23 protein-coding genes are annotated in these 23,704 nt (G+C 60.0%); 12 read left to right on the top strand and 11 right to left on the bottom strand.

Annotation, left to right across the window (positions count from 1 at the left end; all coding sequences use genetic code 11):
• Nucleotide 1: 1 nt before the first annotated feature.
• Genes ACOTXD_RS02610 through hycI form a run of 6 tightly spaced genes read left to right on the top strand, consistent with a single transcriptional unit; the run spans nt 2 to nt 4,824 of the window.
• Nucleotides 2-925, top strand: a complete 924-nt coding sequence (locus ACOTXD_RS02610; protein ID WP_061856249.1) for a respiratory chain complex I subunit 1 family protein — start codon at nt 2-4, stop codon at nt 923-925.
• Nucleotides 926-940: 15 nt separating this feature from the next.
• A complete protein-coding gene (gene hycE / locus ACOTXD_RS02615; RefSeq protein WP_022651741.1) occupies nt 941-2,650 on the top strand; it encodes a formate hydrogenlyase subunit HycE in 1,710 nt (569 codons plus the stop codon).
• Between the two features lie 9 nt (nt 2,651-2,659).
• Nucleotides 2,660-3,202: a formate hydrogenlyase complex iron-sulfur subunit gene (locus ACOTXD_RS02620; RefSeq protein ID WP_003862138.1), complete on the top strand. Its 543-nt coding sequence runs from the start codon at nt 2,660-2,662 to the stop codon at nt 3,200-3,202.
• Nucleotides 3,202-3,969, top strand: coding sequence for an NADH-quinone oxidoreductase subunit B family protein (locus ACOTXD_RS02625; RefSeq protein ID WP_003862141.1), 768 nt, complete (start codon nt 3,202-3,204; stop codon nt 3,967-3,969). Before ACOTXD_RS02620 ends, ACOTXD_RS02625 begins: the two co-directional genes overlap by 1 nt.
• The gene (locus ACOTXD_RS02630; RefSeq protein WP_003862143.1) at nt 3,966-4,376 is read left to right on the top strand and encodes a formate hydrogenlyase maturation HycH family protein; all 411 of its coding nucleotides are present in this window, start codon (nt 3,966-3,968) and stop codon (nt 4,374-4,376) included. Before ACOTXD_RS02625 ends, ACOTXD_RS02630 begins: the two co-directional genes overlap by 4 nt.
• Nucleotides 4,369-4,824, top strand: coding sequence for a hydrogenase maturation peptidase HycI (hycI, locus tag ACOTXD_RS02635; RefSeq protein ID WP_003862145.1), 456 nt, complete (start codon nt 4,369-4,371; stop codon nt 4,822-4,824). Before ACOTXD_RS02630 ends, hycI begins: the two co-directional genes overlap by 8 nt.
• 88 nt (nt 4,825-4,912) lie before the next feature.
• Here the strand turns inward: hycI and ACOTXD_RS02640 are convergent, their stop codons facing one another.
• Entirely contained in the window at nt 4,913-6,337 is a 1,425-nt protein-coding gene (locus tag ACOTXD_RS02640) for a 6-phospho-beta-glucosidase (RefSeq protein WP_061856248.1), read from the bottom strand.
• A gap of 18 nt (nt 6,338-6,355) precedes the next feature.
• Nucleotides 6,356-7,807: a PTS cellobiose/arbutin/salicin transporter subunit IIBC gene (ascF, locus tag ACOTXD_RS02645; protein WP_023314719.1), complete on the bottom strand. Its 1,452-nt coding sequence runs from the start codon at nt 7,805-7,807 to the stop codon at nt 6,356-6,358.
• A 214-nt stretch (nt 7,808-8,021) separates the two neighbouring features.
• Here ascF and ACOTXD_RS02650 point away from each other — a divergent pair, with 214 nt between their 5' ends.
• The 4 genes from ACOTXD_RS02650 (at nt 8,022) to ACOTXD_RS02665 (ending at nt 12,959) form a co-directional block, all read left to right on the top strand.
• Nucleotides 8,022-9,035 carry a LacI family DNA-binding transcriptional regulator gene (locus ACOTXD_RS02650; RefSeq protein ID WP_421766366.1) on the top strand — a complete coding sequence of 338 codons (1,014 nt, stop codon included), beginning with the start codon at nt 8,022-8,024 and terminating at the stop codon, nt 9,033-9,035.
• A 132-nt stretch (nt 9,036-9,167) separates the two neighbouring features.
• Entirely contained in the window at nt 9,168-9,713 is a 546-nt protein-coding gene (gene hydN, locus ACOTXD_RS02655; RefSeq protein ID WP_017382793.1) for an electron transport protein HydN, read from the top strand.
• A gap of 5 nt (nt 9,714-9,718) precedes the next feature.
• The gene (gene hypF, locus ACOTXD_RS02660) at nt 9,719-11,935 is read left to right on the top strand and encodes a carbamoyltransferase HypF (protein ID WP_096946738.1); all 2,217 of its coding nucleotides are present in this window, start codon (nt 9,719-9,721) and stop codon (nt 11,933-11,935) included.
• A gap of 1 nt (nt 11,936) precedes the next feature.
• Nucleotides 11,937-12,959 (top strand): HoxN/HupN/NixA family nickel/cobalt transporter, encoded by a 1,023-nt coding sequence (locus ACOTXD_RS02665; protein WP_023314717.1) that lies wholly within the window; start codon nt 11,937-11,939, stop codon nt 12,957-12,959.
• 126 nt (nt 12,960-13,085) lie between these two features.
• Here the strand turns inward: ACOTXD_RS02665 and norW are convergent, their stop codons facing one another.
• Entirely contained in the window at nt 13,086-14,219 is a 1,134-nt protein-coding gene (gene norW, locus ACOTXD_RS02670) for an NADH:flavorubredoxin reductase NorW (RefSeq protein WP_032660112.1), read from the bottom strand.
• Nucleotides 14,216-15,664, bottom strand: coding sequence for an anaerobic nitric oxide reductase flavorubredoxin (gene norV / locus ACOTXD_RS02675; protein WP_061856244.1), 1,449 nt, complete (start codon nt 15,662-15,664; stop codon nt 14,216-14,218). The genes norW and norV overlap by 4 nt, the downstream gene beginning before the upstream one ends.
• 187 nt (nt 15,665-15,851) lie before the next feature.
• Between norV and norR the strand changes: the two genes are divergently transcribed.
• Nucleotides 15,852-17,366 carry a nitric oxide reductase transcriptional regulator NorR gene (norR, locus tag ACOTXD_RS02680; RefSeq protein WP_032610014.1) on the top strand — a complete coding sequence of 505 codons (1,515 nt, stop codon included), beginning with the start codon at nt 15,852-15,854 and terminating at the stop codon, nt 17,364-17,366.
• On the opposite strand, the gene gutQ is transcribed toward norR, so the two are convergent.
• The 7 genes from gutQ to srlA form a co-directional block, all read right to left on the bottom strand.
• A complete protein-coding gene (gutQ, locus tag ACOTXD_RS02685; RefSeq protein ID WP_015571677.1) occupies nt 17,363-18,328 on the bottom strand; it encodes an arabinose-5-phosphate isomerase GutQ in 966 nt (321 codons plus the stop codon). The genes norR and gutQ overlap by 4 nt on opposite strands.
• Nucleotides 18,321-19,094 carry a glucitol operon DNA-binding transcriptional repressor SrlR gene (gene srlR / locus ACOTXD_RS02690; RefSeq protein WP_022651731.1) on the bottom strand — a complete coding sequence of 258 codons (774 nt, stop codon included), beginning with the start codon at nt 19,092-19,094 and terminating at the stop codon, nt 18,321-18,323. The genes gutQ and srlR overlap by 8 nt, the downstream gene beginning before the upstream one ends.
• Before the next feature lie 63 nt (nt 19,095-19,157).
• Complete coding sequence (gene gutM / locus ACOTXD_RS02695; protein WP_023314714.1) at nt 19,158-19,517, bottom strand: transcriptional regulator GutM; 360 nt, start codon at nt 19,515-19,517, stop codon at nt 19,158-19,160.
• A gap of 67 nt (nt 19,518-19,584) precedes the next feature.
• Nucleotides 19,585-20,364 (bottom strand): sorbitol-6-phosphate dehydrogenase, encoded by a 780-nt coding sequence (gene srlD, locus ACOTXD_RS02700; protein ID WP_003862162.1) that lies wholly within the window; start codon nt 20,362-20,364, stop codon nt 19,585-19,587.
• A gap of 14 nt (nt 20,365-20,378) precedes the next feature.
• On the bottom strand, nt 20,379-20,741 hold the full coding sequence (gene srlB, locus ACOTXD_RS02705) for a PTS glucitol/sorbitol transporter subunit IIA (RefSeq protein WP_022651730.1): 363 nt from the start codon (nt 20,739-20,741) through the stop codon (nt 20,379-20,381).
• Nucleotides 20,742-20,753: 12 nt separating this feature from the next.
• Nucleotides 20,754-21,713, bottom strand: a complete 960-nt coding sequence (srlE, locus tag ACOTXD_RS02710) for a PTS glucitol/sorbitol transporter subunit IIB (protein WP_032610009.1) — start codon at nt 21,711-21,713, stop codon at nt 20,754-20,756.
• Nucleotides 21,710-22,273 carry a PTS glucitol/sorbitol transporter subunit IIC gene (gene srlA, locus ACOTXD_RS02715; RefSeq protein ID WP_003862164.1) on the bottom strand — a complete coding sequence of 188 codons (564 nt, stop codon included), beginning with the start codon at nt 22,271-22,273 and terminating at the stop codon, nt 21,710-21,712. The genes srlE and srlA overlap by 4 nt, the downstream gene beginning before the upstream one ends.
• Nucleotides 22,274-22,524: 251 nt before the next feature.
• Between srlA and mltB the strand changes: the two genes are divergently transcribed.
• Nucleotides 22,525-23,625 (top strand): lytic murein transglycosylase B, encoded by a 1,101-nt coding sequence (gene mltB / locus ACOTXD_RS02720; protein ID WP_057979986.1) that lies wholly within the window; start codon nt 22,525-22,527, stop codon nt 23,623-23,625.
• Nucleotides 23,626-23,704 lie beyond the last annotated feature (79 nt).

Genomic DNA, 23,704 nt, shown 5'->3' on the forward strand with positions numbered 1-23,704 from the left:
CATGAGTCTGTTACTGGCAATTCTTCAGGCGCTGGTGCTGTTCGCCGCCGCGCCGCTGCTGTCGGGCATCACGCGCGTGGCGCGCGCCCGGCTGCACAACCGTCGCGGACCTGGCGTGCTCCAGGAGTACCGCGATCTCTTCAAACTGCTCTCCCGTCAGAGCGTCGCGCCGGATGCCGCGGGCTGGGTGTTCCGCCTGACGCCGTTTGTGATGGTGGGCGTGATGCTGACCATCGCCACCGCGCTGCCGGTGGTGACGGTGGCGTCGCCGCTGCCGGTGCTGGGCGATCTGATTACGCTGATCTACCTCTTCGCCATCGCGCGTTTCTTCTTTGCGATTGCGGGCCTGGACACCGGCAGCCCGTTTACGGGTATCGGTGCCAGCCGCGAGGCGATGCTCGGCGTGCTGGTTGAGCCAATTCTGCTGCTGGGGCTGTGGATCGCCGCGCAGGTTGCAGGCTCGACCCACATCAGTTTCATCACCGACACCGTTTACCACTGGCCGGTTTCACGTTCGCTACCGCTGGTGCTGGCGCTCTGCGCCTGCGCGTTCGCCACGTTTATCGAGATGGGCAAGCTGCCGTTCGATCTCGCGGAAGCGGAGCAGGAATTACAGGAGGGGCCGCTCACCGAGTACAGCGGCTACGGCTTTGCGGTGCTGAAGTGGGGCATCAGCCTCAAGCAGCTGGTGGTGTTGCAGATGTTCGTCGGCGTTTTCTTCCCGTGGGGGCAGATGACGCACTTCTCTGCGGGCGGCCTGCTGCTGGCCGTGGTGGTGGCTGTGCTCAAGCTGCTTATCGGCGTGCTGGTCATTGCCCTGTTTGAAAACAGCATGGCGCGCCTGCGTTTTGTCGAAACGTCACGCATTACCTGGGCTGGTTTTGGTTTTGCATTTTTAGCGTTCGTCTCCTTGCTGGTGGCGTGATTAAAGAGAGTGTTTATGTCTGAAGAAAAGAAAGGTCAGCAGTATCTCGCCGCGTTGCATCAGGCTTTCCCGGGCGTGGTGCTGGAGGAGTCCTGGCAAACCAAAGACCAGATCACCGTCACCATTAAGGTGAACTATCTGCCGGAAGTGGTGGAGTTTCTCTACTACCAGCAGGGCGGCTGGCTGTCGGTGTTGTTCGGTAACGACGAGCGCCAGCTGTGCGGCAGTTACGCGGTGTACTACGTGATGTCGATGGAGCAGGGCGAGAAGTGCTGGATCACCGTGCGCGTCGAGGTCGACCCGAATAAACCGGAATACCCGTCCGTCACGCCGCGCGTGCCTGCCGCCGTCTGGGGCGAGCGCGAAGTGCGCGACATGTACGGCCTGGTGCCGGTTGGCCTGCCTGACGAGCGTCGCCTGGTGCTGCCGGACGACTGGCCGGATGAACTCTATCCGCTGCGCAAGGACAGCATGGACTACCGCCAGCGCCCGGCCCCAACCACCGACAGCGAAACCTACGAGTTCATCAACGAGCTGGGCAGCAAGAAGAATAACGTGGTGCCGATTGGCCCGCTGCACGTTACCTCTGACGAACCGGGCCACTTCCGCCTGTTCGTCGACGGCGAGAACATTATCGACGCCGACTACCGCCTGTTCTACGTCCACCGCGGCATGGAGAAGCTGGCGGAGACCCGCATGGGCTACAACGAAGTGACGTTTCTTTCTGACCGCGTGTGCGGCATCTGCGGCTTTGCCCACAGCACCGCCTACACCACCTCGGTGGAAAACGGCATGGGGATCGTGGTGCCGGAACGCGCGCAGATGATCCGCGCCATTCTGCTGGAGGTGGAGCGCCTGCACTCGCACCTGCTGAACCTCGGCCTGGCCTGCCATTTCGTCGGATTTGACTCCGGGTTTATGCAGTTCTTCCGCGTGCGCGAGGCATCAATGAAGATGGCGGAGATCCTCACCGGGGCGCGTAAAACCTACGGCCTGAATCTGATCGGCGGGATCCGCCGCGACCTGCTGAAAGACGACATGATCCAGACCCGCCAGCTGGCGCAGCAGATGCGCCGGGACGTTCAGGAGCTGGTGGATATGCTGCTCAGCACGCCCAACATTGAGCAGCGCACCGTCGGGATTGGTCGTCTTGACCCGGAAATCGCCCGCGACTTCAGTAACGTTGGTCCGATGGTGCGCGCCAGCGGCCACGCCCGCGATACCCGCGCCGATCACCCGTTCGTCGGCTACGGCCTGCTGCCGATGACCGTGCACAGCGAGCAGGGCTGCGACGTCATCTCCCGTCTGAAGGTGCGCATCAACGAGGTATTCACCGCGCTGAACATGATCGACTACGGCCTCGATAACCTGCCGGGCGGCCCGCTGATGGTGGAAGGCTTCACCTACATTCCAAACCGCTTTGCCCTCGGCTTTGCCGAAGCGCCGCGCGGGGACGACATCCACTGGAGCATGACCGGCGACAACCAGAAGCTCTACCGCTGGCGCTGCCGTGCGGCGACCTACGCCAACTGGCCAACCCTGCGCTACATGCTTCGCGGCAACACGGTCTCCGACGCGCCGCTGATCATCGGCAGCCTCGACCCGTGTTACTCCTGCACCGACCGCATGACCGTCGTGGACGTGCGCAAGAAGAAAAGCCAGGTGGTGCCGTACAAAGAGCTTGAGCGCTACAGCATCGAGCGTAAGAACTCGCCGCTGAAATAAGGATTCGCCATGTTTACCTTTATCAAAAAAGTGATCAAAACCGGCGCGCAGACCAGCAGTTATCCGCTGGAGCCGATCCCGGTTGATAAAAACTTTCGCGGCAAGCCGGAGCACAACCCGCAGCAGTGCATCGGCTGCGCGGCCTGCGTCAACGCCTGCCCGTCGAATGCCTTAACGGTGGAAACGGACCTGAAAACCGGCGAGCTGGCCTGGCAGTTTAACCTCGGGCGCTGCATCTTCTGCGGCCGCTGCGAGGAGGTCTGCCCGACGGTCGCCATTCGCCTGTCTCAGGAGTACGAGCTGGCGGTGTGGAAAAAAGAGGACTTCCTCCAGCAATCGCGCTTTGCGCTGTGCAACTGCCGCGTCTGCAAGCGTCCGTTCGCCGTGCAAAAAGAGATCGACTACGCCATCGCGCTGCTGAAGCACAACGGCGACGTCCGCGCGGAGCATCACCGTGAAAGCTTCGAAACCTGCCCGGAGTGCAAGCGTCAGAAATGCCTGCTGCCGTCTGACCGCATCGATTTAACCCGCCATATGAGAGAGGCCAGCTGATGGAAAACTTACTCGGCCCGCGCGACGCTAACGGCATTCCGGTGCCGCTGACGGTGGAGGAGTCCATCGCCAGCATGAAGGCGTCGCTGCTGAAAAAAATCAAACGCTCGGCCTACGTCTATCGCGTGGACTGCGGTGGCTGCAACGGCTGCGAGATTGAGATCTTCGCTACGCTGTCGCCGCTGTTTGACGCCGAGCGCTTCGGCATCAAGGTGGTGCCGTCCCCGCGCCACGCGGATATCCTGCTGTTCACCGGCGCGGTCACCCGCGCGATGCGCTCGCCTGCGCTGCGCGCCTGGCAGTCTGCGCCGGATCCGAAAATCTGCATCTCCTACGGCGCCTGCGGCAACAGCGGCGGCATCTTCCACGATCTTTACTGCGTCTGGGGCGGCACCGACAAAATCGTGCCGGTGGACGTCTACATTCCGGGCTGCCCGCCGACGCCCGCCGCCACGCTGTACGGTTTTGCCATGGCGCTCGGCCTGCTGGAGCAGAAGATCCACGCCCGCGAGCCAGGCGAGCTGGACAACCAGCCAGCCACTATCCTGCACCCGGATATGGTGCAACCGCTGCGGGTGAAGATCGACCGCACGGCACGCAGGCTGGCGGGCTACCGCTACGGACGCCAGATTGCCGACGATTATCTGCGTCTGCTCAGCCAGGGCGACCATCAGGTAGCGCGCTGGCTGGAGGCCGAGAACGATCCGCGTCTCAATGAGATCGTGGCGAACCTGAACAACATTGTGGATGAGGCGCGTATCCGATGAGTGAAACGGTGGTGTTCAGCCAGCTGAGCCGTAAGTTTATTGATGAGAACGATGCCACGCCGGATGCGGCGCAGCAGGTGGTCTATTACAGCCTGGCGATTGGGCACCACCTCGGGGTGATCGACTGCCTGGAGGCGGCGTTAACCTGCCCGTGGCCGGAATACCTGGCGTGGATCGCCACGCTGGAGGAGGGCAGTACGGCGCGGCGCAAGATGGAGGGCGTGCCGAAGTATGGCGAGATCGTCATCGACGCCAACCACATTGCGATGCTCGCTAACGCCTTTGACGCGGCGCTGAGCGTACAAACCCCGGCGCAGCAGGCGTGGAGCAAAACGCTGCTCGGCATGCTGCACGATATTCATCAGGAGAGCGCCATCTACCTGATGGTGAGGAGATTACGTGACTGACGTTTTACTGTGTGTCGGCAACAGCATGATGGGCGACGACGGCGCGGGTCCGCTGCTGGCGGAACTGTGCGCCGCAAACCCGCCGGGCAACTGGGTGGTGATTGACGGCGGCAGCGCGCCGGAAAACGACGTGGTCGCCATCCGTGAACTGCATCCGGACAGGCTGTTAATCGTCGATGCCACCGATATGGGGCTTAACCCCGGCGAGATCCGCCTGATTGACCCGGACGACATCGCCGAGATGTTTATGATGACCACCCACAATATGCCGCTGAACTACCTGGTGGATCAGATCAAAGACGACGTGGGCGAGGTGCTGTTTTTGGGCATTCAGCCGGATATTGTCGGGTTTTATTACCCGATGACGCCGCCGGTGAAAGAGGCGGTGGAGGGGGTGTATTCACGGCTTGCAGGGTGGGTTGGGGATGGAGGTTTTTCTCCGCTCTGAGCAGTGCCGGGTGGCGGCTTCGCCTTACCCGGCCTACCAAACCCATCTCCCTCTCCCTGTGGGAGAGGGCTGGGGTGAGGGCAACAGGCTACTCGAGATCCCCCCCGTTACTCGCAATCACCTTCTTATACCACCAGAACGATTTCTTACGCCTGCGGTCCAGCGTGCCGTTCCCGGCGTCGTCCCGGTCGACGTATACAAACCCGTAGCGCTTGCTCATTTCCCCCGTTGAGGCCGAGACAAGGTCAATGCAGCCCCAGGTGGTGTAGCCCAGCAGCGGTACGCCGTCCTCAATCGCGTCGCCCATCGCGCGGATATGCTCGCGCAGGTAGCTGATGCGGTAGTCGTCGTTGATCTCGCCGTTTTCATCAATGACGTCCTTCGCCCCGAGGCCGTTTTCCACCAGGAACAGCGGCTTCTGGTAGCGGTCGTACATCATGTTCATGGTGATGCGCAGGCCGAGCGGGTCGATGCCCCAGCCCCACTCGCTCACCTGAATGTGTGGGTTACGCAGGGACTTCACGATGTTCGCCGCGCTGGTGTTGCCCGCGTTCATGTCCGCCGACGCGCAGCGCGAGGCGTAATAGCTGAACGAGACAAAGTCGACGGTGTTTTTCAGCAGTTCATCGTCGCCCGGGTCTTTGACAATCACCACGCCTTTCTCGCGGAACACGCGGGCGGAGTAGGCCGGATAGCTGCCGCGCGCCTGCACGTCGATAAAGAACAGGTTCTCGCGGTCTTTCTCCAGCGCCATCCACACGTCTTCCGGCTTGCAGGACCAGGGGTAAAAATTGCCGCCCGCCAGCATGCAGCCGACCTGGTTTTCCGGGTTTACCTCGTGGGCAATTTTGGTCGCCAGCGCGCTCGCCACCAGCTCGTGGTGCGCAGCCTGGTATTTCACCTGATCTTCGTTTTCACCTTCCTCAAACACCAGCCCCGCGCCGGAGAACGGGCTGTGCAGCATGATGTTGATTTCGTTGAAGGTCAGCCAGTATTTCACCAGCCCGTTAAATTCTTCAAAGCAGGTGCGGGCGTAGCGGGCGAAGAAATCCACCATCTTACGGTTGCGCCAGGAGCCGTACTCCGTCACCAGGTGCATCGGCACGTCGAAATGGCAGAGCGTGACCAGCGGCTCGATGTTGTACTTTTTACACTCCTCGAACACCGCGCGGTAGAAGGCAATGCCTTCCTGATTCGGCAGCGGTTCGTCGCCGTTCGGGTAGAGGCGGCTCCAGGCAATCGAGGTGCGGAACACCGTAAAGCCCATCTCCGCCATCAGGGCGATGTCTTCTTTGTAGCGATGGTAAAAATCAATCGCCTCGTGGCTCGGGTAGAATTCGTCGTCCCGCAACGAAAACCGTTTTTCCTTGCCGACTTTTACCGCCAGGCGGTTTGCGCCGTGGGGGATCATATCGACCGTCGTCAGTCCTTTGCCGCCTTCACGGCAAGCCCCTTCACTCTGGTTGGCGGCAAGCGCGCCGCCCCATAAAAATCCTTGTGGAAAAACAGACATTCTTACCTCGCTTTCAGTTTATGCTTCTGCTGCTTTGTTCTGTACCGGTGCGGTTTGCAGGGCGCGTGCTTTTTCGGCTTCGTCTTCTACCGGGATATCCTCAAACCCTAACAGCAGGGTCAGCACAAACGACAGCACCACTGCCAGACCCATCACGCCAAACACCCAGACGATGGTCATCGGGTTGGCCGGGTCGAAGAACTGCACGCTGGTAAACAGCCCCGGCGCCGCCATCGAATGGCTGGCAAGACCGGCCATTCCTGCCACCGCGCCGCAGATAAAGCCGCTGATCAGACTCGCAATCAGCGGACGCTTCAGGCGTACCGCCACGCCGTACAGGGCCGGTTCAGAGATCCCCGCCATGATGGCGGAGGCCGCCGCGGCCAGCGCCGTCTGGCGCAGCTCCGGGTTTTTGGTTTTCCACGCTACCGCCAGCGATGAACCGCCGAGCGACAGGTTGGCGCCGATTTCCGACGGCATCACCATCCCTTCTTTGCCCGTTTCGGCAATGGTCTGGATGATGGTCGGCGTAAACACGCGGTGCATCCCGGTCATCACCAGCAGCGGCCACAGCGCGCCCATAATGGCAACGGAGAGCCAGCCCAGATAGCCGTGAATGGTGTAGACCAGCGCGGAGATGGCGCTGCCGATCCAGATCCCCAGCGGGCCAATCAGTACGATGGCGAGCGGGGCGGCAATCAGCACGATCAGCATCGGCTTGAGGAAGTTTTTCGTCACCGCCGGGGTAATGCGATCCACCCAGCGTTCGATGTACGACAGGCACCAGGTCATCACCAGCGCCGGGATAACGGTATAGGTGTATTTCACCGCCGTCACCGGAATGAACGCGAACTCAACGTGCTCGCCCTGCGCGGCCTTGGCCATCAGCTCAATAAAGCTCGGGTGAACCAGCACGCCCGCAATGGCTATCGCCAGGGACATGTTGGTTTTGAACTTCACCGCCGCGGACGCCGCCACCATCAGCGGCAGGAAGAAGAACGCGCCATCGCCGATAACGGTCAGGATCGTCAGCGTCGGGTCACCTTTGCCCAGCACGCCGGTCATCTCAAGGATCATCGCCAGCAGCTTGACCATCGACCCGCCGATGATCGCCGGGATCAGCGGAGACATAGTGCCGATCAGCGCGTCGAGGATCCCGGCGCCAATCCGGCGCAGCGTGAGCTTCTGTGGACCTTCCGCTACGGCAGGTTGCAGGTTAGCGGGCAGCAGGCTCACCACTTCACGGTATGCCTGGGACACGGTGTTGCCGATGATTACCTGGCACTGGTTGTCGTTGCGCACCACGCCGAGCACGCCGCTGATGCTTTTCAGGCGCGCGGTGTCGGTAAGGCTTTCGTCTTTCAGAACGAAGCGCAGGCGCGTCATGCAGTGGGTGACGGCGACGATGTTCTCTTTACCGCCCAGCGCGCTAACAACGTCGTTTGCCAGCGCAGCGTAATTTTTTGCCATCGGATGTGATCCTGTTATCGTTGTGAGAAGTGTAGGAAACCGGTTTCACATAATCATCATGAGTTTCTTTTAATGAAACAAGACCACTTTTTATGCATTTTTTCGTTTCGTGATGACGATCACTCGTGGCCGTAAAAAGCGTGATAACGCCGCTGCGACAATTTTTCTGCGGTGAAGTACACTGCGGCTCATCAGTTTTGAATGGAATAACACTATGACCACGATGCTGGAAGTGGCGAAGCGGGCAGGCGTGTCAAAAGCGACGGTCTCGCGGGTGCTGTCGGGGAACGGTTACGTCAGCCAGGAGACGAAAGACCGCGTGTTTCAGGCCATCGAAGAGAGTGGGTATCGCCCCAATCTGCTGGCGCGAAACCTGGCGACCAAACGCACCCAGACCCTGGGGCTGGTGGTGACAAACACCCTGTACCATGGGGTCTACTTTAGCGAGCTGCTGTTTAACGCCGCGCGGATGACGGAAGAGAAGGGGCGTCAGCTGATCCTGGCGGACGGCAAGCACAGCGCCGAAGAGGAGCGCGAGGCGATCCAGTACCTGCTCGACATGCGCTGCGACGCGGTAATCATCTACCCGCGTTTTCTGAGCGTGGAAGCGCTGGACGAAATTATTGAGAAATGCGAGCAGCCGATTATGGTGCTCAACCGCCGTTTGCGGAAAAACAGCAGCCACAGCGTCTGGTCCGATCATAAAGCGTCGTGTCAGGACGCGGTATCGCAGCTGATCGCGAAAGGCCACCGGGAGATTGCGTTTATCACCGGTTCGCTGGATTCCCCCACCGGGGTGGAGCGTCTTTCCGGCTACAAGGACGCGCTGGCGCAGCACGGGATTGCAGTTCGTGACGCGCTGATCGCCGAAGGGAAGTGGAGCCCGGCTAGCGGCGCGGCGGCGGTCTCTCAGCTGCTCACCCGCGGCGAAGCGTTTACCGCGCTGGTGGCGAGTAACGACGATATGGCGATTGGCGCCATCAGGCAGTTGCACGAGAGCGGCGTCGCCACGCCGGGCGCGGTGTCCGTCATCGGCTTTGACGACGTGGCAATCGCGCCCTATATCGTGCCGTCCCTCTCCAGCGTGCGTATTCAGGTAACGGAGATGATCCAGGAGACCATCAGCCGCCTGATTTTCATGCTCGACGGCGGTGAGTTTAAGCTTCAGCAAACCTTCTCCGGCGAGCTTATCCTGCGCGACTCCGTTATTGACGGCCCGCATCGCTGACGTCGACATCTGTCATCGTCACTAATGACGATGACAGAACTACTTCTTTTTATTTCGCTTTAAAATCAACGCATTAAATATTGGCACGGTTTATGAATAGCTTCGCGCATAACAGTTATGCCGGAGAAGCAGATGAACCGTTTTATTATGGCCGATGCCAGCAAATGCATTGGTTGCCGTACCTGTGAAGTGGCGTGCGTGGTGTCCCATCAGGCAGAGCAGGATTGCGCCTCTCTCACCCCTGATACCTTTCTGCCGCGCATCCACGTCATTAAAGGCGTGAATATTTCTACCGCCGCTATCTGTCGCCAGTGTGAAGACGCGCCGTGCGCCAACGTCTGTCCGAACGGGGCGATTAAGCGCGAGAAAGGCTTCGTGCATGTGATGCAGGAGCGCTGCATCGGGTGCAAAACCTGTGTGGTGGCGTGTCCGTATGGCGCGATGGAGGTGGTGGTTCGCCCGGTGGTTCGCAACAGCGGTATCGGGCTGAGCGTGCGCGCGGAGAAAGCCGAAGCCAATAAATGTGACCTCTGCTACCACCGCGACGCCGGTCCGGCGTGTATGGAAGCCTGTCCGACGCATGCGCTGGTCTGCGTCGATCGCGACAAGCTTGAGCAGATGAGCGCCGAAAAGCGCCGTCGCGCGGCGTTCGACACCTCGTCATCACTGCTGTTCTGAACCGTATGAGCAGCAACGGCGTTCAGCTGCGGGTGCGCGGCAAGGTGCAGGGCGTGGGGTTTCGTCCCTTCGTCTGGCAACTTGCACACCAGCTGGGGCTGGCGGGCGATGTCTGCAACGACGGAGAGGGTGTCCTGGTGCGTCTCGCGGGTAGTGGGGGTGACTTTACCGCGAGACTGCGCCAGGACTGCCCACCGCTGGCGCGCATCGATCGCGTTGAAACGCAGCCGTACAGCTGGAATACGCTGCCGGACGAGTTTGTCATCCGCCACAGCGAGAGTGGGGCGATGGACACGCAAATCGTCCCGGATGCCGCCACCTGTCCCGCGTGCCTGGCGGAGATGCGCGATCCCCGCGAACGTCGCTACCGCTACCCCTTTATCAACTGCACCCACTGCGGGCCGCGGTTTACCATTATCCGCGCTATGCCCTATGACCGCCCGGCCACGTCAATGGCGCCATTCCCGCTCTGTGTGCCCTGTGAAACGGAGTACCGCAACCCGGCTGACCGGCGTTTTCACGCCCAGCCGGTGGCCTGCCCGGATTGCGGGCCGCAGCTGGAGTGGCGAGCCGGGGAGGCTACCGCCACCCGCGAATCGGCGTTAAGCGCGGCGGTGGCGATGCTGAAAGGCGGCGGGATTGTGGCGGTCAAAGGGCTGGGCGGTTTTCACCTGGTCTGCGACGCGCTTAACCCGCAGGCGATTCGGAAATTGCGGGCACGCAAGCAGCGCCCGACCAGGCCGCTGGCGGTGATGATCCCGCATGCGAACGGTCTGCCGAAGACCATCCAGACGCTGTTACGTTCACCCGCTGCGCCGATTATGCTGACGCCAAAAGCCTGCCTTCCAGCGTTTCCTGAGGAGATTGCGCCGGGGCTGAATACGGTTGGTGTGATGTTGCCTGCGAACCCGCTCCAGCATTTGCTGATGTTGGACTGTCAGCGTCCGCTGGTGATGACCTCCGCCAACCTCAGTGGCCATCCACCCGCCATAAGCAACCAGCAGGCGCTGGAAGAACTCAGTGACATCGCTGACGGCTTCCTGCTGCACAACCGCGACATCCTGCAACGGATGGATGATTCAGTGATGGACCAGGAGGGCACGATGCTGCGTCGCTCACGCGGTTTTGTGCCGGATGCCATCACATTGCCCGCCGGATTCCGTGACATCCCGCCCATGTTATGCACCGGCGCGGAGATGAAAAATACCTTCTGCCTGGTACGTGGCAACCAGGCGGTGCTGAGCCAGCATTTTGGCGATCTGAGCGACGAGGGCGTAGAGGCGCAGTGGCGCAGCGCGCTCTCGACGATGCAGGAGATCTACGCTTTCCAGCCAGAGCGTGTGGTGTGCGATGCCCATCCGGGATACCACGCCCGACAGTGGGCCCGGACGCAAGCGCTGCCCGTTGAGACCGTGCTGCATCATCATGCGCATGCGGTAGCGTGTCTGGCGGAGAACGGCTGGCCGCTCGACGGCGGGGATGTTATTGCCCTGACGCTGGACGGGATCGGCATGGGCGAGAACGGCGCGCTGTGGGGCGGCGAGTGCCTGCGGGTGAACTATCGCGACTGCGAACGGCTGGGCGGTCTGCCAGCCGTTGCGCTGCCGGGGGGCGATCTGGCGGCAAAACAGCCGTGGCGCAATTTGCTCGCCCACTGTCTGGCGTTCGTACCTGACTGGCAGCAGTACCCGGAAACTGAGGTGGTACAGCGTCAAAACTGGCCGCTGCTGGCAACGGCGGTGTCGCGCGGTATCAATGCGCCGCGGGCCTCCTCCTGTGGTCGTCTGTTCGACGCCGTGGCCTGTGCGCTGGGCATTGAAACGCAACGCTATGAGGGCGAAGCCGCGTGCCGGCTGGAGGCGCTGGCCGAACGCTGTGCAGGGGTTGATCATCCGGTGACGCTCCAGACGGATAACCTTGCGCTGTTCTGGCAGCAGTGGCTGGCCTGGCGGGCGGAGCCCGGCGAGCGCGCCTGGGCCTTTCACGATGCGCTGGCAAAAGGGCTGAGCGAACTGGCGGCAACGCATGCCCGCCGACGGTCGCTCTCTACGGTGTGCTTCAGCGGCGGCGTCCTTCACAACCGCCTGCTGCGCGCGCGCCTTCGTCATTACCTTTCTGATTTCACGCTTCTTTTTCCTTCGCGCCTGCCCGCAGGTGACGGAGCGATCTCCTTCGGGCAGGCGGTGGTTGCTGCCTCCCGATCATGTTTACAAAGGACTTAAAATGTTACGACTGTTACGCAATGAACCTCGTGCAGCGTGCCTGCTGCTGGCTCTCGGGATGGCTAACCTGCTGGCCTGGGGGCTGGCGTGGCACACCTTTAGCGACAGTACGGCGCTGATGGCGGCCAGCCTGCTGGCCTGGTGTTACGGACTGCGTCATGCGGTGGATGCCGACCATATCGCCGCGATTGATACCGTGACGCGTAAGATGATGCAGCAGGGCAAGCGCCCGTCCGGCGTGGGCGCATGGTTTTCCCTCGGACACTCCACCATCGTGGTGCTGGCCTCCATTGCTATCGCCGCTACCGCCACGGCGTTTCAGAAAAACATGGCATGGTTCCACGAAACCGGCAGCCTGATTGGCACCGCCGTCTCCGCCACCTTCCTGCTGGCGATGGCGCTGGTGAATATGGTGATCCTGCGCGGCGTCTGGCGCAGTTTTCAGGCACTGAAACACGGCAGGCCGGCGCAGGGCGACATCACGCTGCCTGCACAGGGTGGCGTCATGAACTGGCTGTTCGGCAAAACCTTCCGCCTCGTCAATAAAAGCTGGCAGATGTACCTGGTCGGTTTCCTGTTTGGCCTCGGCTTTGACACGGCCACCGAAATCGGCGTGCTGGGGATCTCCGCCGCCAGCGCCTCCAGCGGGATGTCGGTGTGGTCGATCATGATCTTCCCGGCGCTCTTCGCCAGCGGCATGGCGCTGGTGGATACGCTCGATAACCTGCTGATGGTGGGTGCCTACGGCTGGGCGTTTAACAAGCCGCAGCGCAAGCTGTACTACAACATGACCATCACCGGCACTTCGGTGGTAGTGGCGCTGTTTATCGGCGGCCTGGAAGCGCTGGGTCTGCTGATGGACAAGTTCTCCCTCAGCGGCGGCGTGTGGGATCTGATTGGCGCGGTGAACGATAACCTGGGCGATGCCGGATTTGTGGTGGTCGGGCTGTTTGTCGCCTGCTGGCTGATCTCGATGGCGAACTACCGCTGGCGCGGTTATGACGCGCTGGTGGTGCGCTCCTGACGCTGAAAGGGTAGCCATAAAAAAAGCCCCGGGACATCGGGGCGGTGGACAATAAAATCCAAAGGTTAAGTAAGCGTGGCAGTACTGTAGGCCGGGTAAGCGGAGCGCCGCCCGGCATGACGAGGGTTAAGCAGGTAACGATTTCAGCAGCGCGAAGGCCTCCTTCATTCTGTCTTCGCTGACCACAAAGGCGCGCATCTGACCGGCAGTATCGGTGCCGCGCGCCACCATGCCCTGAGGCGAAAGGGCAATCTGCCAGTCCAGATCCTGACGCTGCGTTTCACCTGCGAGATGCAGCGGTAGTTCCGGCGTTTTTACCTTCACCAGCATGGCGGGTAATTTCACCGGGGCGTTGCCGCCGAGCAGGTTTTTCGCCAGGAACATGGCGCTTAACTGAATCGGTTGCAGGAACGGCAGCACCTGGCCGTTAATTTCCGCGCAGTCGCCCAGGGCATAAATATCCGGCTGGGTGGTTTGCAGGTAGCTGTCCACCTTCACGCCGCGATTGATCTCTGCGCCCGCGCGGTGCGCCAGCGCGGTTTCCGGGCGCAACCCCGTCGCCGCAATTACCACATCCACTTCCACGCTGCGGTTGCGGTCGAGCGTCGCACAAATGCCGGTTTCGGTTTTGCTCAGGCTCTGCAAATGCGATTTCAGCAGCAGATGCACGCCCATGTCGGTCAGACGATGCTGTAAGCGACTGCTTACTTCTGCTGGCATCAGCGCTGACAGAATGCTGGCCGCGTGGTCAACCAGGGTGACGGATTTTCCCGCCCGGCAGAAGTCCATCGCCAGCTCGGTGCCAATCAGCCCGCCGCCGACAATCATCACCCGCGTGGCGTCGCGTAACAGGGTCTCGCTGGCCTGATACTCCTGCTGGCTGTTGAGCGTGACCATTAGTTCGCGGCCCTCAACCGGCGGCACAAACGCCGATGCCCCCGTCGCCAGCACCAGCTTGTCGTAGTGCCAGGTTTTATCTTTCGCGTTCACCACGTGGGCGTCGGCGTCGATATCGGTCACCCAGGTGTACGGAAACAGACGCAGGTTAAACTGTTCTGCAAACTCCCCCGCCGTCTGGCGGGTGAGATCGTCGGCGCGCTGATTCTGGCTAATGACGTGGCTTAAATCAGGCTTGTTGTACTCATCCATGCTGTCGGCGGCGATTACCGTCAACGGCACGTTAGCATCCTGTTTGCGGATATTTTTCACCAGCTGGCGGGCGGCAAAGCCCGAGCCGATAATGACGATGCCGTGGCTCATTTTGCCTCCGTTGCCAGTTCATCAAAGACGTCTTTCCCGAGGGAACATTCCGGGCAGAGGAAGTTGTCCGGCACCTCGCTCCATGGCGTACCCGGCGCGACATCCTGCAACGGCTCGCCCAGCTCAGGATCGTAAATCCACTGGCAGACGCTGCACTGCATGCAAGGGCCGAGGTCGGCAGCGGCAGGAGCGGCTTCTGCTACGGCTTCCGGCGCAACAGCCGCGGCGGGTGCGGTTTCCGGCAGTGGCGCAAGCGCCCACTGGCGGGCAATGTCGCGACCGTGCTGGCGAGAGATTTCCAGCGCGTCGAGATCCGGACGCCATTTCGCCTTCAGGCTCAGGGACATCTCAAAACCGGCATCCTGTAAACGGGTGGAGAGACGGTCTACCGCGCCGCCGCTCCAGCCGTGTGAACCAAAGGCGCTGGCGCGTTTGTTACGGAAGCGCAGGCCGGTCAACTCTTCCACCAGTCCGGCAATTTTCGGCATCATCACGTTATTCATGGTGGAGGTACCCACCAGCACGCCTTTGGAGCGGAAGACGTTGGTCAATACCTCATTTTTATCGCTGCGCGCCACGTTGAAGATTTTCACCGCCACGTTCGGGTCAACTTCGTTGATGCCCTGGGCAATGGCGTCCGCCATCATGCGGGTGTTGTTGGACATGGTGTCGTAGAAGATCGTAATGCGGTCTTCCTGATAATCCGCCGCCCACTTCAGGTACAGTTCGACAATCTGGGTTGGATTTTCACGCCATACCACGCCGTGGGAGGTGGCAATCATATCCACCGGCAGGTTGAAGCCGAGGATCTCGGTGATTTTTGGCGTGACCAGACGGCTGAACGGGGTCAGGATGTTGGCGTAGTAGCGTTGGCACTGTTCGAACAGCTCGGTCTGATCCACTTCGTCGTTGAACAGACGTTCGTCGCAGTAGTGCTGGCCGAAGGCGTCGTTACTGAACAGCACCGCGTCACCGGTCATGTAGGTCATCATGCTGTCCGGCCAGTGCAGCATTGGGGTTTCCACGAAGATCAGCTGTTTGCCGTTGCCGATATCCAGCGTGTCGCCGGTTTTCACAGTGTGGAAGTTCCACTCCGGATGGTGGTGGTGGCCGTTGATGGAGTCAATGGCGTTAGTGGTGCAGTAGATCGGGGTATCCGGAATGTGGGACATCAGCTCGGTCAGCGCCCCGGCATGATCCTCTTCCGCGTGGTTGATGATAATGTAGTCGATCTCATTCAGATCGATTTCGCTGCGCAGGTTCTGCACGAACTCGCGGCTGAATTTGTGATCGACGGTATCGATCAGGACGTTTTTACCTTCACGAATGAGATAGCTGTTGTAGCTGCTACCGCGCAGCGTTTTGTATTCCGTCCCGTGAAAATCACGTACTTCCCAGTCACGTTGACCCACCCAATGAATGTTATTTTTAACCAGAATAGACATAGCAACCTCAACTTAATACGGCGTTTTCAAATAAGATGACTGTCATATATCAAGTTGCGTGCCAACTTTTTAAATTATTGAAAATAATGGATTTATATTTTGATGCTCCCAAATAGGTAGTCATTTTGACTATCTTAAAAATTGTCAATATGACACTATGTATTGTCAAAATGACAGTGAGGCAGAGATGAGCTTTTCCGTAGATGTGCTGGCGAAGATCGCTATAGAACTGCAAACCGGTATTGGTCATCAGGACCGCTTTCAGCGGCTGATCTCCACGTTGCGTCACGTGCTGGATTGCGATGCCTCGGCGCTGCTGCGTTACGAAGGGCGGCAGTTTATTCCGCTGGCTATCGACGGTCTGGCGAAGGACGTACTCGGGCGGCGCTTTACCCTGGAGGGCCACCCGCGTCTGGAAACCATCGCCCGTGCGGGTGACGTGGTGCGTTTCCCGGCGGACAGCGATCTGCCCGACCCTTACGACGGCCTGATCCCCGGGCAGGAGAGCCTGAAGGTGCACGCCTGTATCGGCCTGCCGCTGTTTGCCGGGCAGAACCTGATTGGTGCGTTAACCCTCGACGGCATGTCGCCGGATCAGTTCGATACCTTCAGCGACGAAGAGCTACGGCTGATTGCTGCGCTGGCGGCCGGGGCGCTGAACAACGCCCTGCTGATAGAACAGCTGGAGAGCCAGAATATTCTTCCGGGTAGCCCGACGGCGTTTGAGCAGGTGGCGCACACCGAAATGATCGGCCTTTCGCCAGGCATGGCGCAGCTCAAAAAAGAGATTGAGATTGTCGCCGCGTCTGATTTGAACGTGCTGATCTTCGGGGAGACCGGCACCGGTAAAGAGCTGGTGGCGAAAGCGATCCACGAAGCCTCGCCCCGTGCGGTGAATCCGCTGGTCTATCTCAACTGCGCGGCGCTGCCGGAAAGCGTGGCGGAAAGTGAGCTGTTCGGACACGTCAAAGGGGCCTTTACCGGGGCGATCAGCAACCGCAGCGGCAAGTTCGAAATGGCCGATAACGGCACGCTGTTCCTCGATGAAATTGGCGAACTCTCCCTTTCGCTCCAGGCCAAACTGCTGCGGGTGTTGCAGTATGGCGATATTCAACGCGTGGGAGACGATCGCAGCTTACGCGTGGATGTGCGCGTGCTGGCGGCGACGAACCGCGATCTGCGCGAAGAGGTGCTGGCGGGGAATTTCCGCGCCGATCTGTTCCACCGTCTGAGCGTGTTCCCGCTCACGGTGCCGCCGCTGCGCGAGCGGGGCGAGGATGTGGTGCTGCTGGCGGGCTTTTTCTGCGAACAGTGTCGGCTCAAAATGGGGCTTTCCCGCGTGGTGCTAAGCCCCGGTGCGAGGACGCACCTGCTGAGCTACGGCTGGCCAGGTAACGTGCGTGAACTGGAACATGCGATTCACCGCGCGGTGGTGCTGGCGCGGGCTACGCGTTCGGGGGATGAAGTGGTAATTCATGCGCGCCATTTCGCGCTGCATGAGGAAACGACGCCGTCCGTGAAGCCGGTGATACCTGAGAGCGTGAACGAAAACCTGCGCGAGGCGACGAATGCGTTCCAGCGTCAGATGATCACCCGCGCGCTGGAGCAGAATAACCGCAGCTGGGCGGCGTGCGCGCGGGCGCTGGAGATGGACGTCGCCAACCTCCACAGGCTGGCGAAACGTCTGGGGCTGAAGGGTTAAATAATCCCCGCCTGGTAGAAGTCTTGCAGGTTGATCGCGCCGCACAGCCTGCCGTGCTCGTCCACCACCGGCGCGGCGGTGATTTTGCGCTTCATCAGCACCTCTTTGGCTTCAATGGCGCGGCTGTCGGCATTCAGCGTCAGTCCGCCCTGGGTCATTGCTTCGGATACCCGCGCCTCCAGCTTGCCGCCGCCCACCAGCCAGCGGCGCAGGTCGCCGTCGGTGAAGACGCCCTTCACCTGGCGGTCATTGTCGCATACCGCAACCAGCCCCAGCCCGGTGCGGCTCAGCTCCAGCATGGCGTCCATCACGCTGGTGTCGAGTTTGACCTGAGGAATGGCATCGTCGGTGCGCATCAGGTGGTGAACCTTGTTGAGCAGACGTGCCCCAAGCGCGCCCGCAGGATGGGAGCGGGCGAAATCTTCCTCATTAAAACCGCGCGCCTGCATCACCGCCATTGCCAGCGCGTCGCCCATCATCAGGGTGTTGACGGTGCTGGAGGTCGGTGCCAGGTGCATCGGACAGGCTTCGCGCTCAACGGAAATATCCAGCGTTGCTTTCGCGGCCAGCGCCAGCGGCGATCGGGATTTGCCGGTCATCGCTAACAGGGCCACCGATTTTTCTTGCAGGCGAGGGATGATGAGATCCAGCTCTTTGGCTGAACCGGAGTAGGAGATAAACAGCATCACGTCGCGGCTTTCGATCATCCCCAGATCGCCGTGCAGCGCTTCGGCAGGATGCACAAAGAACGCCGGGGTGCCGGTGCTGGCAAGCGTCGCGGCAATCTTCTTGCCGATATGACCGGATTTACCGATACCCGCCACGATCACTTTACCCTCGCAGTGGATAATGGTGTTGGCTGCACGAACAAAATCCTCACCCAGACGCTCCGGCAGGCGGCTGGCTTCCTGTAGCTCCAGCAGCAGGGTCTGACGGCCTGCGTTTAACAGAAAATCACTCATTTTTCTCTCCGGTTACGATCACGTCGATGCCCTTCGCTTCCAGCGCTTTTTTAAACGCCGGATCGATACCTGCGTCGGTAATCAGCTTATCGACGCTTTCAAGGCTACAGACAATGTTGGGGCTTTTACGGCCAAACTTCGACGAGTCCGCCATCAAAATCACTTCCCGTGCGGCGTTGCACATCGCTTTGCTGACGCTGAACACCTCGTTGAAGGTAGTCACGCCCGCGTTGAGGTCGATGCCGTCGGTGCCCATAAACAGCTTATCGAAGCTGAAGTGGTCGAAGGCATTCTCCGCCAGCTGCCCGTGAAACGACGCCGATTTTTTACGGAAGGTGCCACCGGGCATCAGGATGGTCTGCTCGCTATCGAACTCTGACAGGGCATTGACGATGTGCAGGCTGTTGGTCATCACGGTGATGTTATTAAAGCGGCTGAGCAGCGGGATCATCTGTAGGACAGTACTGCCTGCGTCGAGGATAATGGAATCGCCGTCATGGATAAATTTGACGGCGGCTTCGGCAATCAGCGCTTTCTGGTGAGTATTGATCAGCGTTTTGTGGTCGATAGGCGGGTCGGCTTCGTCTTTATTGAGCACCACGCCGCCGTAGGTACGAATGACGGCGCCGGAGTTTTCGAGCAACACCAGGTCCTTGCGTATTGTCGTGCCGGTGGTGTCAAAGTAGTGGGCCAGATCCTCTACCGAGCACTTTCCCTGCTTTTGCAGATGCTCAAGTATGGCCGCCTGCCGCTGACGTGGTTTCATAGGCGCTTCGTTCCTTACGTTGCGAAATGATAATTCCGCAAGTTTATAACTTTCACAACGAAATTATCTATGTTTCAGATTAAGCGCTAATGATAGTGCATTCTGACAGAGTGAATCATGGGGGAAGATCACATCAGGTTGTAATTCATGCAGCGAAATGCCGTTGATCGCCTGAATTTTGGTCGGACGGGCAAACACCGTTACGCCGCGCATGATGAGGGAATCGCTCACCCGGTTGTGTTCATCCAGCGCAACGGCAACCACCACGCGCGGCTTAAAGCGCCCCCCGGAACGCCCGACGCCGACGCGTCCCTTCTGACACAACGCATCAAAGGCGCGGTTAAACTGGTAGATCTGCCAGCCGCCAAACGCCATCTGGCAGATCCAGGCGAGGGCGGCGACGGTGATGAGTGCGGTTACCATATCGGCTCCTTGTTATATTCCCTCTCCCGGTGGGAGAGGGGGAGGGTGAGGGCATCACCCTGCTCGATCAGAACATCACCTGCCCACCGGTGACGTTAATCGACTGTCCGGTGCAGTACGAGGCTTTCGGGCTGGCGTAAAACAGCAGCATGTTCAGCACGTCCTGATAGTCGCACCCGCGCTTGAGCGGCACTTTGTCGATGTAGTACTGTTCCACTTCTTCAGCTTTGATGCCAAGTTTGGCGGCGTACTGCGGCAGCAGGGACTGGAACATCGGGGATTTCAGCAGGTTACCCAGCATCAGCGCGTGAACGGTAATGCCGTATTCGGCCAGATCCAGCGCCAGAGACTGCGTCAGCCCGACGCCGCCAAACTTCGCCGCGCTGTAGCCGGAGTTGTGCTTGCTGCCCACTTTCCCCGATTTTGAGTTGATCTGAATGATGCGACCCTGAATACCGTCGCGGATCATCAGACGGGAAAATTCGCGGGCGCAGAGGAAATAGCCCACCAGATTCACCTGCAACGAGCGGTCAAAATCCCCCAGCTCGAAATCGCTGATAAACGCCGCTTTCGCAATCCCCGCGCTGTAGACCAGCAGGTCGATACGCCCAAATATCTCGTCCACGCCGCGGGCCAGCGCCATCACGCTCTGCTCGCTGGTGGCGTCGGCACCAAATCCGTACGCCATCCCTTCGCCAAACTCGGTGTTGATGGCGTCCGCTACGCGGGCGGCTTTCTCACTCTGAATATCCACGACCGCCACGCGGTAGCCCTCTGCGGCAAGCCCATGGCAGAGGAACTCGCCTAAGGTTTGTCCCCCACCAATGACAACGGCAACCTGACTCATGTGTCTCTCCTTTATTACGAAATAAATTTTAACGTGCAGCCTGGGGTGACAGCCTGCGGAACCGGGCCCACTACGTGAACCGTACCGGGATACTCCGCCTGCGGCTGGCCGTCGAAACGTAGGGTGATATGCCCCAGCTCGCGCAGGTTTTGCTCGGCGACGTCGCCGACGGCGGTCACGGCATAGCGCGCCTCGCCCAGCTGTAGCTGGCTCCCTGCCTTTAGCTCGCCGTTCAGCTCGCCGTGGCAGTGGATAAAGCAAAACTCTTCGATATCTGCCGGGGCGCCTTCGCGGAAGGTGATCAGCATCTGGTCGCTCAGCGCATCCGCCGCGCTCTGGCCGATGCGGGTAATGGTTGTCTGGTAAATCACAGTCATGGCAGGCACCTCTTATTGATAAATAAAGCCGGAAACAAACCAGGCAATCAGCACCGTCGGCGCGCCCGTCAGGAAGCGGCTGACCAGCACGGACGGCACGCCCACGCGCACGGTCTCCTGGCGTGCTTCCGCCAGCGACAGCCCCACGGGGATAAAGTCGCACGCTGCCTGGGCGTTAATGGCAAACAGGGCGGGCAGGGCGAGGTGCGGAGGAATATTCCCCAGACCAATCTGCACGCCAATCAGCACGCCGATAACCTGAGCAATCACCGCGCCCGGGCCGAGGAACGGCGACAGCAGCGGGAAGGAGCAGATCAGCGCCAGCGTCACCAGGCCGAGCGGGTGGCTGGCAAGCGGGGCGAGGCCGTGGGCAATCCAGTCGCCCAGGCCTGAGGCCATGATGATGCCGATCAGCGCCGAGACGAATGCCATAAACGGCAGAATGGTCTTCAGCACCGTGTCGATGGTGTCGCGCCCGGACTGGAACAGCACCGCCACGGCGGACCCCATCCCCATCCCGACCTTCGCCAGCAGGCCATCGCTCTGCTCGGTGATTTTTTTGCTGGTGTCGTACTCGCGCGGGGCCGCTTTTTGCGGCGCAGATGTGCCATTCACCAGCGTGATGTTGTCTTCCTTCACGCCTGACACATAAATATCTTCAACGATGTACTGCGCCAGCGGGCCGGATTTCCCGGTGGAGTGAATATTTACCGTCGGAATGCGGCGCTTCGGATAGATGCCGCAGCGCAGCGTGCCGCCGCAGTCGATCACCGCCACGCCGATTTCCGCTTCCGGCGGTTCGCCTTCCTTGAAGCCGTCGACCGCTTCCCAGCCGGTCAGCTCGCGCAACTTGTCGACGATCGCCGGGCGCGTGCCCGCGGTGATGTACACAATCTTTTTGCCTTCGGTGGCGTCGAACTCCAGCGGGCCGCCCCAGCCGCCCGTGCCTTTCTCAATGCGGATCCGGTTCATGCTGTGGCTCCTGAAAGATGGACTTTCTGTTCAAGCTGGATGCCCATTTTTTTCTCGAAAATGGCGGTGGTGAGGTCAGTCACCCAGCCGCGGAAGAAGTTGGTCACCAGACCGACCAGCAGGTAGCTCACCGCCAGCGGGCCGAGCGGCAGGCCAAGCGTGGTCAGGCCGCTGGCGATCCCGAGATAGACAAACAGTTCGCCGGGGTTGATGTGCGGGAACAGGCCGTTCATGGAATGGCAGCTGTAGGAGGCGGCGGCGTAATAGCTCGGCTTGTACTTCTCTGGCATAAAGCGGCCGAGGCTTAAGGTCATCGGGTTGCAGAACACGAAGGTGCCGATAAAGGGCAGTATCAGGTAGCGGGACAGCGGGTTTCCGGCGCAGCGCTGGGCGAAGCGCTCGATGCGCTGCTGGCCGATAAAGTTAATCAGCGCGTTCATGATCACCAGCAGGCTGATCAGCAGGGGCAGGATCCCGGTCACCATGCCAGTGAACACTTCTCCGCCTTTCTGAAACAGCCCGATGAACCACTCGGCGCCATGGGTGATGGTTTCTATCATTCTTCTCTCCTGTAGGGCGTTTGTTTTTGTCTATCTGCGGCTAATAATAATCACTTTGAAAGGTTTTAAAGTGTTAGTTAGATCTCACAATGAAAGAAAAATGTATTATTTTGAAAGTTTATTGGTGAGGTGAATAATTTTTGGTGGAAAAAGGCACGGATTTGCGTTGGGGAGGTGCGTACCGCTTCCTTGAGGAGTTGGGGATGCTTTACCATACTGGGTTCTTACCGAACTCGTTAAATGGATGCCACATGTTCAAGCGTCGTTATGCAGCGCTGTTGCCTGCGCTTATTCTCCTGTCCGCCTGTAGTAGCAAACCCAAGACCGAAGCCGTTCAGCCAACGGCGGGCGCGCCTTCCGGAGGATTCCTGCTGGAGCCGCAGCACAATATGATGCAGATGGGAGGCGACTTCGCGAATAACCCTGCGGCCGAACAGTTCATCGATAAAATGGTGAGCAAGCACGGTTTTGATCGCCAGCAGCTGCATGCCATTTTGTCTCAGGCGAAGCGTCTGGACTACGTGCTGCGCCTGATGGACAGGCAGGCGCCGACGGCCCAGGTGCCGACCGGGCCAAACGGGGCGTGGCTGCGTTATCGCAAACAGTTTATTACCCCGGACAACGTGCAAAATGGCGTGGTGTTCTGGAATCAGTATGAAGACGCCCTGAACCGCGCGTGGCAGGTCTATGGCGTGCCGCCGGAGATCATCGTCGGTATTATTGGGGTTGAGACCCGCTGGGGACGCATTATGGGTAAAACCCGCATCCTCGATGCGCTGGCGACGCTCTCCTTCAACTACCCGCGTCGCGCGGAGTATTTCTCTTCCGAGCTGGAAACCTTCCTGCTGATGGCGCGAGACGAACAGGACGATCCGTTAGATCTGAAAGGGTCGTTCGCCGGTGCGATGGGCTACGGCCAGTTTATGCCGTCCTCCTATAAGCAGTACGCGGTAGATTTTAACGGGGATGGTCACATCAACCTGTGGGATCCCGAAGACGCTATTGGCAGCGTGGCCAACTACTTCAAAGCGCATGGCTGGACGCCGGGCGGCCAGGTGGCGGTACAGGCGAACGGCGAAGCGTTTGGTCTGGAAAACGGATTTAAAACCAAATACAGCGTGGCGCAGCTGGCAGCGGCAGGCTTAACGCCGTCTCAGCCGCTGGGCAATGTTGACCAGGTGAGCCTGCTGCGCCTGGATGTCGGAACCGGTTATCAGTACTGGTTCGGGCTGCCGAACTTCTACACCATTACCCGCTACAACCACAGCACGCACTATGCGATGGCGGTGTGGCAGCTGGGGCTGGCGGTGTCTCAGGCGCGTGTGCCAGCAGCGTCACCGTTTAGCCAGTAAGTCCCCTTATGCCTCCCTCTCCCTGTGGGAGAGGGCTGGGGTGAGGGCACCCGCCCGCACCTGTTTCCCGCAGAAACAT

Origin of the sequence: Enterobacter cloacae complex sp. CDL013 (assembly GCF_049238805.1) — a bacterium.
In the GTDB taxonomy this organism is placed as follows: domain Bacteria; phylum Pseudomonadota; class Gammaproteobacteria; order Enterobacterales; family Enterobacteriaceae; genus Enterobacter; species Enterobacter hormaechei_C.

Bases quoted from the DNA above. Each gene is read 5' to 3' on its own strand.
- hypF (WP_096946738.1), top strand. From the start codon at position 9,719: ATGAGCAGCAACGGCGTTCAGCTGCGGGTGCGCGGCAAGGTGCAGGGC.
- gutQ (WP_015571677.1), bottom strand. From the start codon at position 18,328: ATGAGTGATTTTCTGTTAAACGCAGGCCGTCAGACCCTGCTGCTGGAG.
- gutM (WP_023314714.1), bottom strand. From the start codon at position 19,517: ATGGTAACCGCACTCATCACCGTCGCCGCCCTCGCCTGGATCTGCCAG.
- srlB (WP_022651730.1), bottom strand. From the start codon at position 20,741: ATGACTGTGATTTACCAGACAACCATTACCCGCATCGGCCAGAGCGCG.
- norV (WP_061856244.1), bottom strand. From the start codon at position 15,664: ATGTCTATTCTGGTTAAAAATAACATTCATTGGGTGGGTCAACGTGAC.
- mltB (WP_057979986.1), top strand. From the start codon at position 22,525: ATGTTCAAGCGTCGTTATGCAGCGCTGTTGCCTGCGCTTATTCTCCTG.
- ACOTXD_RS02625 (WP_003862141.1), top strand. From the start codon at position 3,202: ATGGAAAACTTACTCGGCCCGCGCGACGCTAACGGCATTCCGGTGCCG.
- srlE (WP_032610009.1), bottom strand. From the start codon at position 21,713: ATGAACCGGATCCGCATTGAGAAAGGCACGGGCGGCTGGGGCGGCCCG.
- srlD (WP_003862162.1), bottom strand. From the start codon at position 20,364: ATGAGTCAGGTTGCCGTTGTCATTGGTGGGGGACAAACCTTAGGCGAG.
- ACOTXD_RS02640 (WP_061856248.1), bottom strand. From the start codon at position 6,337: ATGTCTGTTTTTCCACAAGGATTTTTATGGGGCGGCGCGCTTGCCGCC.
- ACOTXD_RS02665 (WP_023314717.1), top strand. From the start codon at position 11,937: ATGTTACGACTGTTACGCAATGAACCTCGTGCAGCGTGCCTGCTGCTG.
- hycE (WP_022651741.1), top strand. From the start codon at position 941: ATGTCTGAAGAAAAGAAAGGTCAGCAGTATCTCGCCGCGTTGCATCAG.
- norW (WP_032660112.1), bottom strand. From the start codon at position 14,219: ATGAGCCACGGCATCGTCATTATCGGCTCGGGCTTTGCCGCCCGCCAG.
- ascF (WP_023314719.1), bottom strand. From the start codon at position 7,807: ATGGCAAAAAATTACGCTGCGCTGGCAAACGACGTTGTTAGCGCGCTG.
- hydN (WP_017382793.1), top strand. From the start codon at position 9,168: ATGAACCGTTTTATTATGGCCGATGCCAGCAAATGCATTGGTTGCCGT.
- ACOTXD_RS02650 (WP_421766366.1), top strand. From the start codon at position 8,022: ATGACCACGATGCTGGAAGTGGCGAAGCGGGCAGGCGTGTCAAAAGCG.
- srlA (WP_003862164.1), bottom strand. From the start codon at position 22,273: ATGATAGAAACCATCACCCATGGCGCCGAGTGGTTCATCGGGCTGTTT.
- ACOTXD_RS02610 (WP_061856249.1), top strand. From the start codon at position 2: ATGAGTCTGTTACTGGCAATTCTTCAGGCGCTGGTGCTGTTCGCCGCC.
- srlR (WP_022651731.1), bottom strand. From the start codon at position 19,094: ATGAAACCACGTCAGCGGCAGGCGGCCATACTTGAGCATCTGCAAAAG.
- norR (WP_032610014.1), top strand. From the start codon at position 15,852: ATGAGCTTTTCCGTAGATGTGCTGGCGAAGATCGCTATAGAACTGCAA.
- ACOTXD_RS02630 (WP_003862143.1), top strand. From the start codon at position 3,966: ATGAGTGAAACGGTGGTGTTCAGCCAGCTGAGCCGTAAGTTTATTGAT.
- ACOTXD_RS02620 (WP_003862138.1), top strand. From the start codon at position 2,660: ATGTTTACCTTTATCAAAAAAGTGATCAAAACCGGCGCGCAGACCAGC.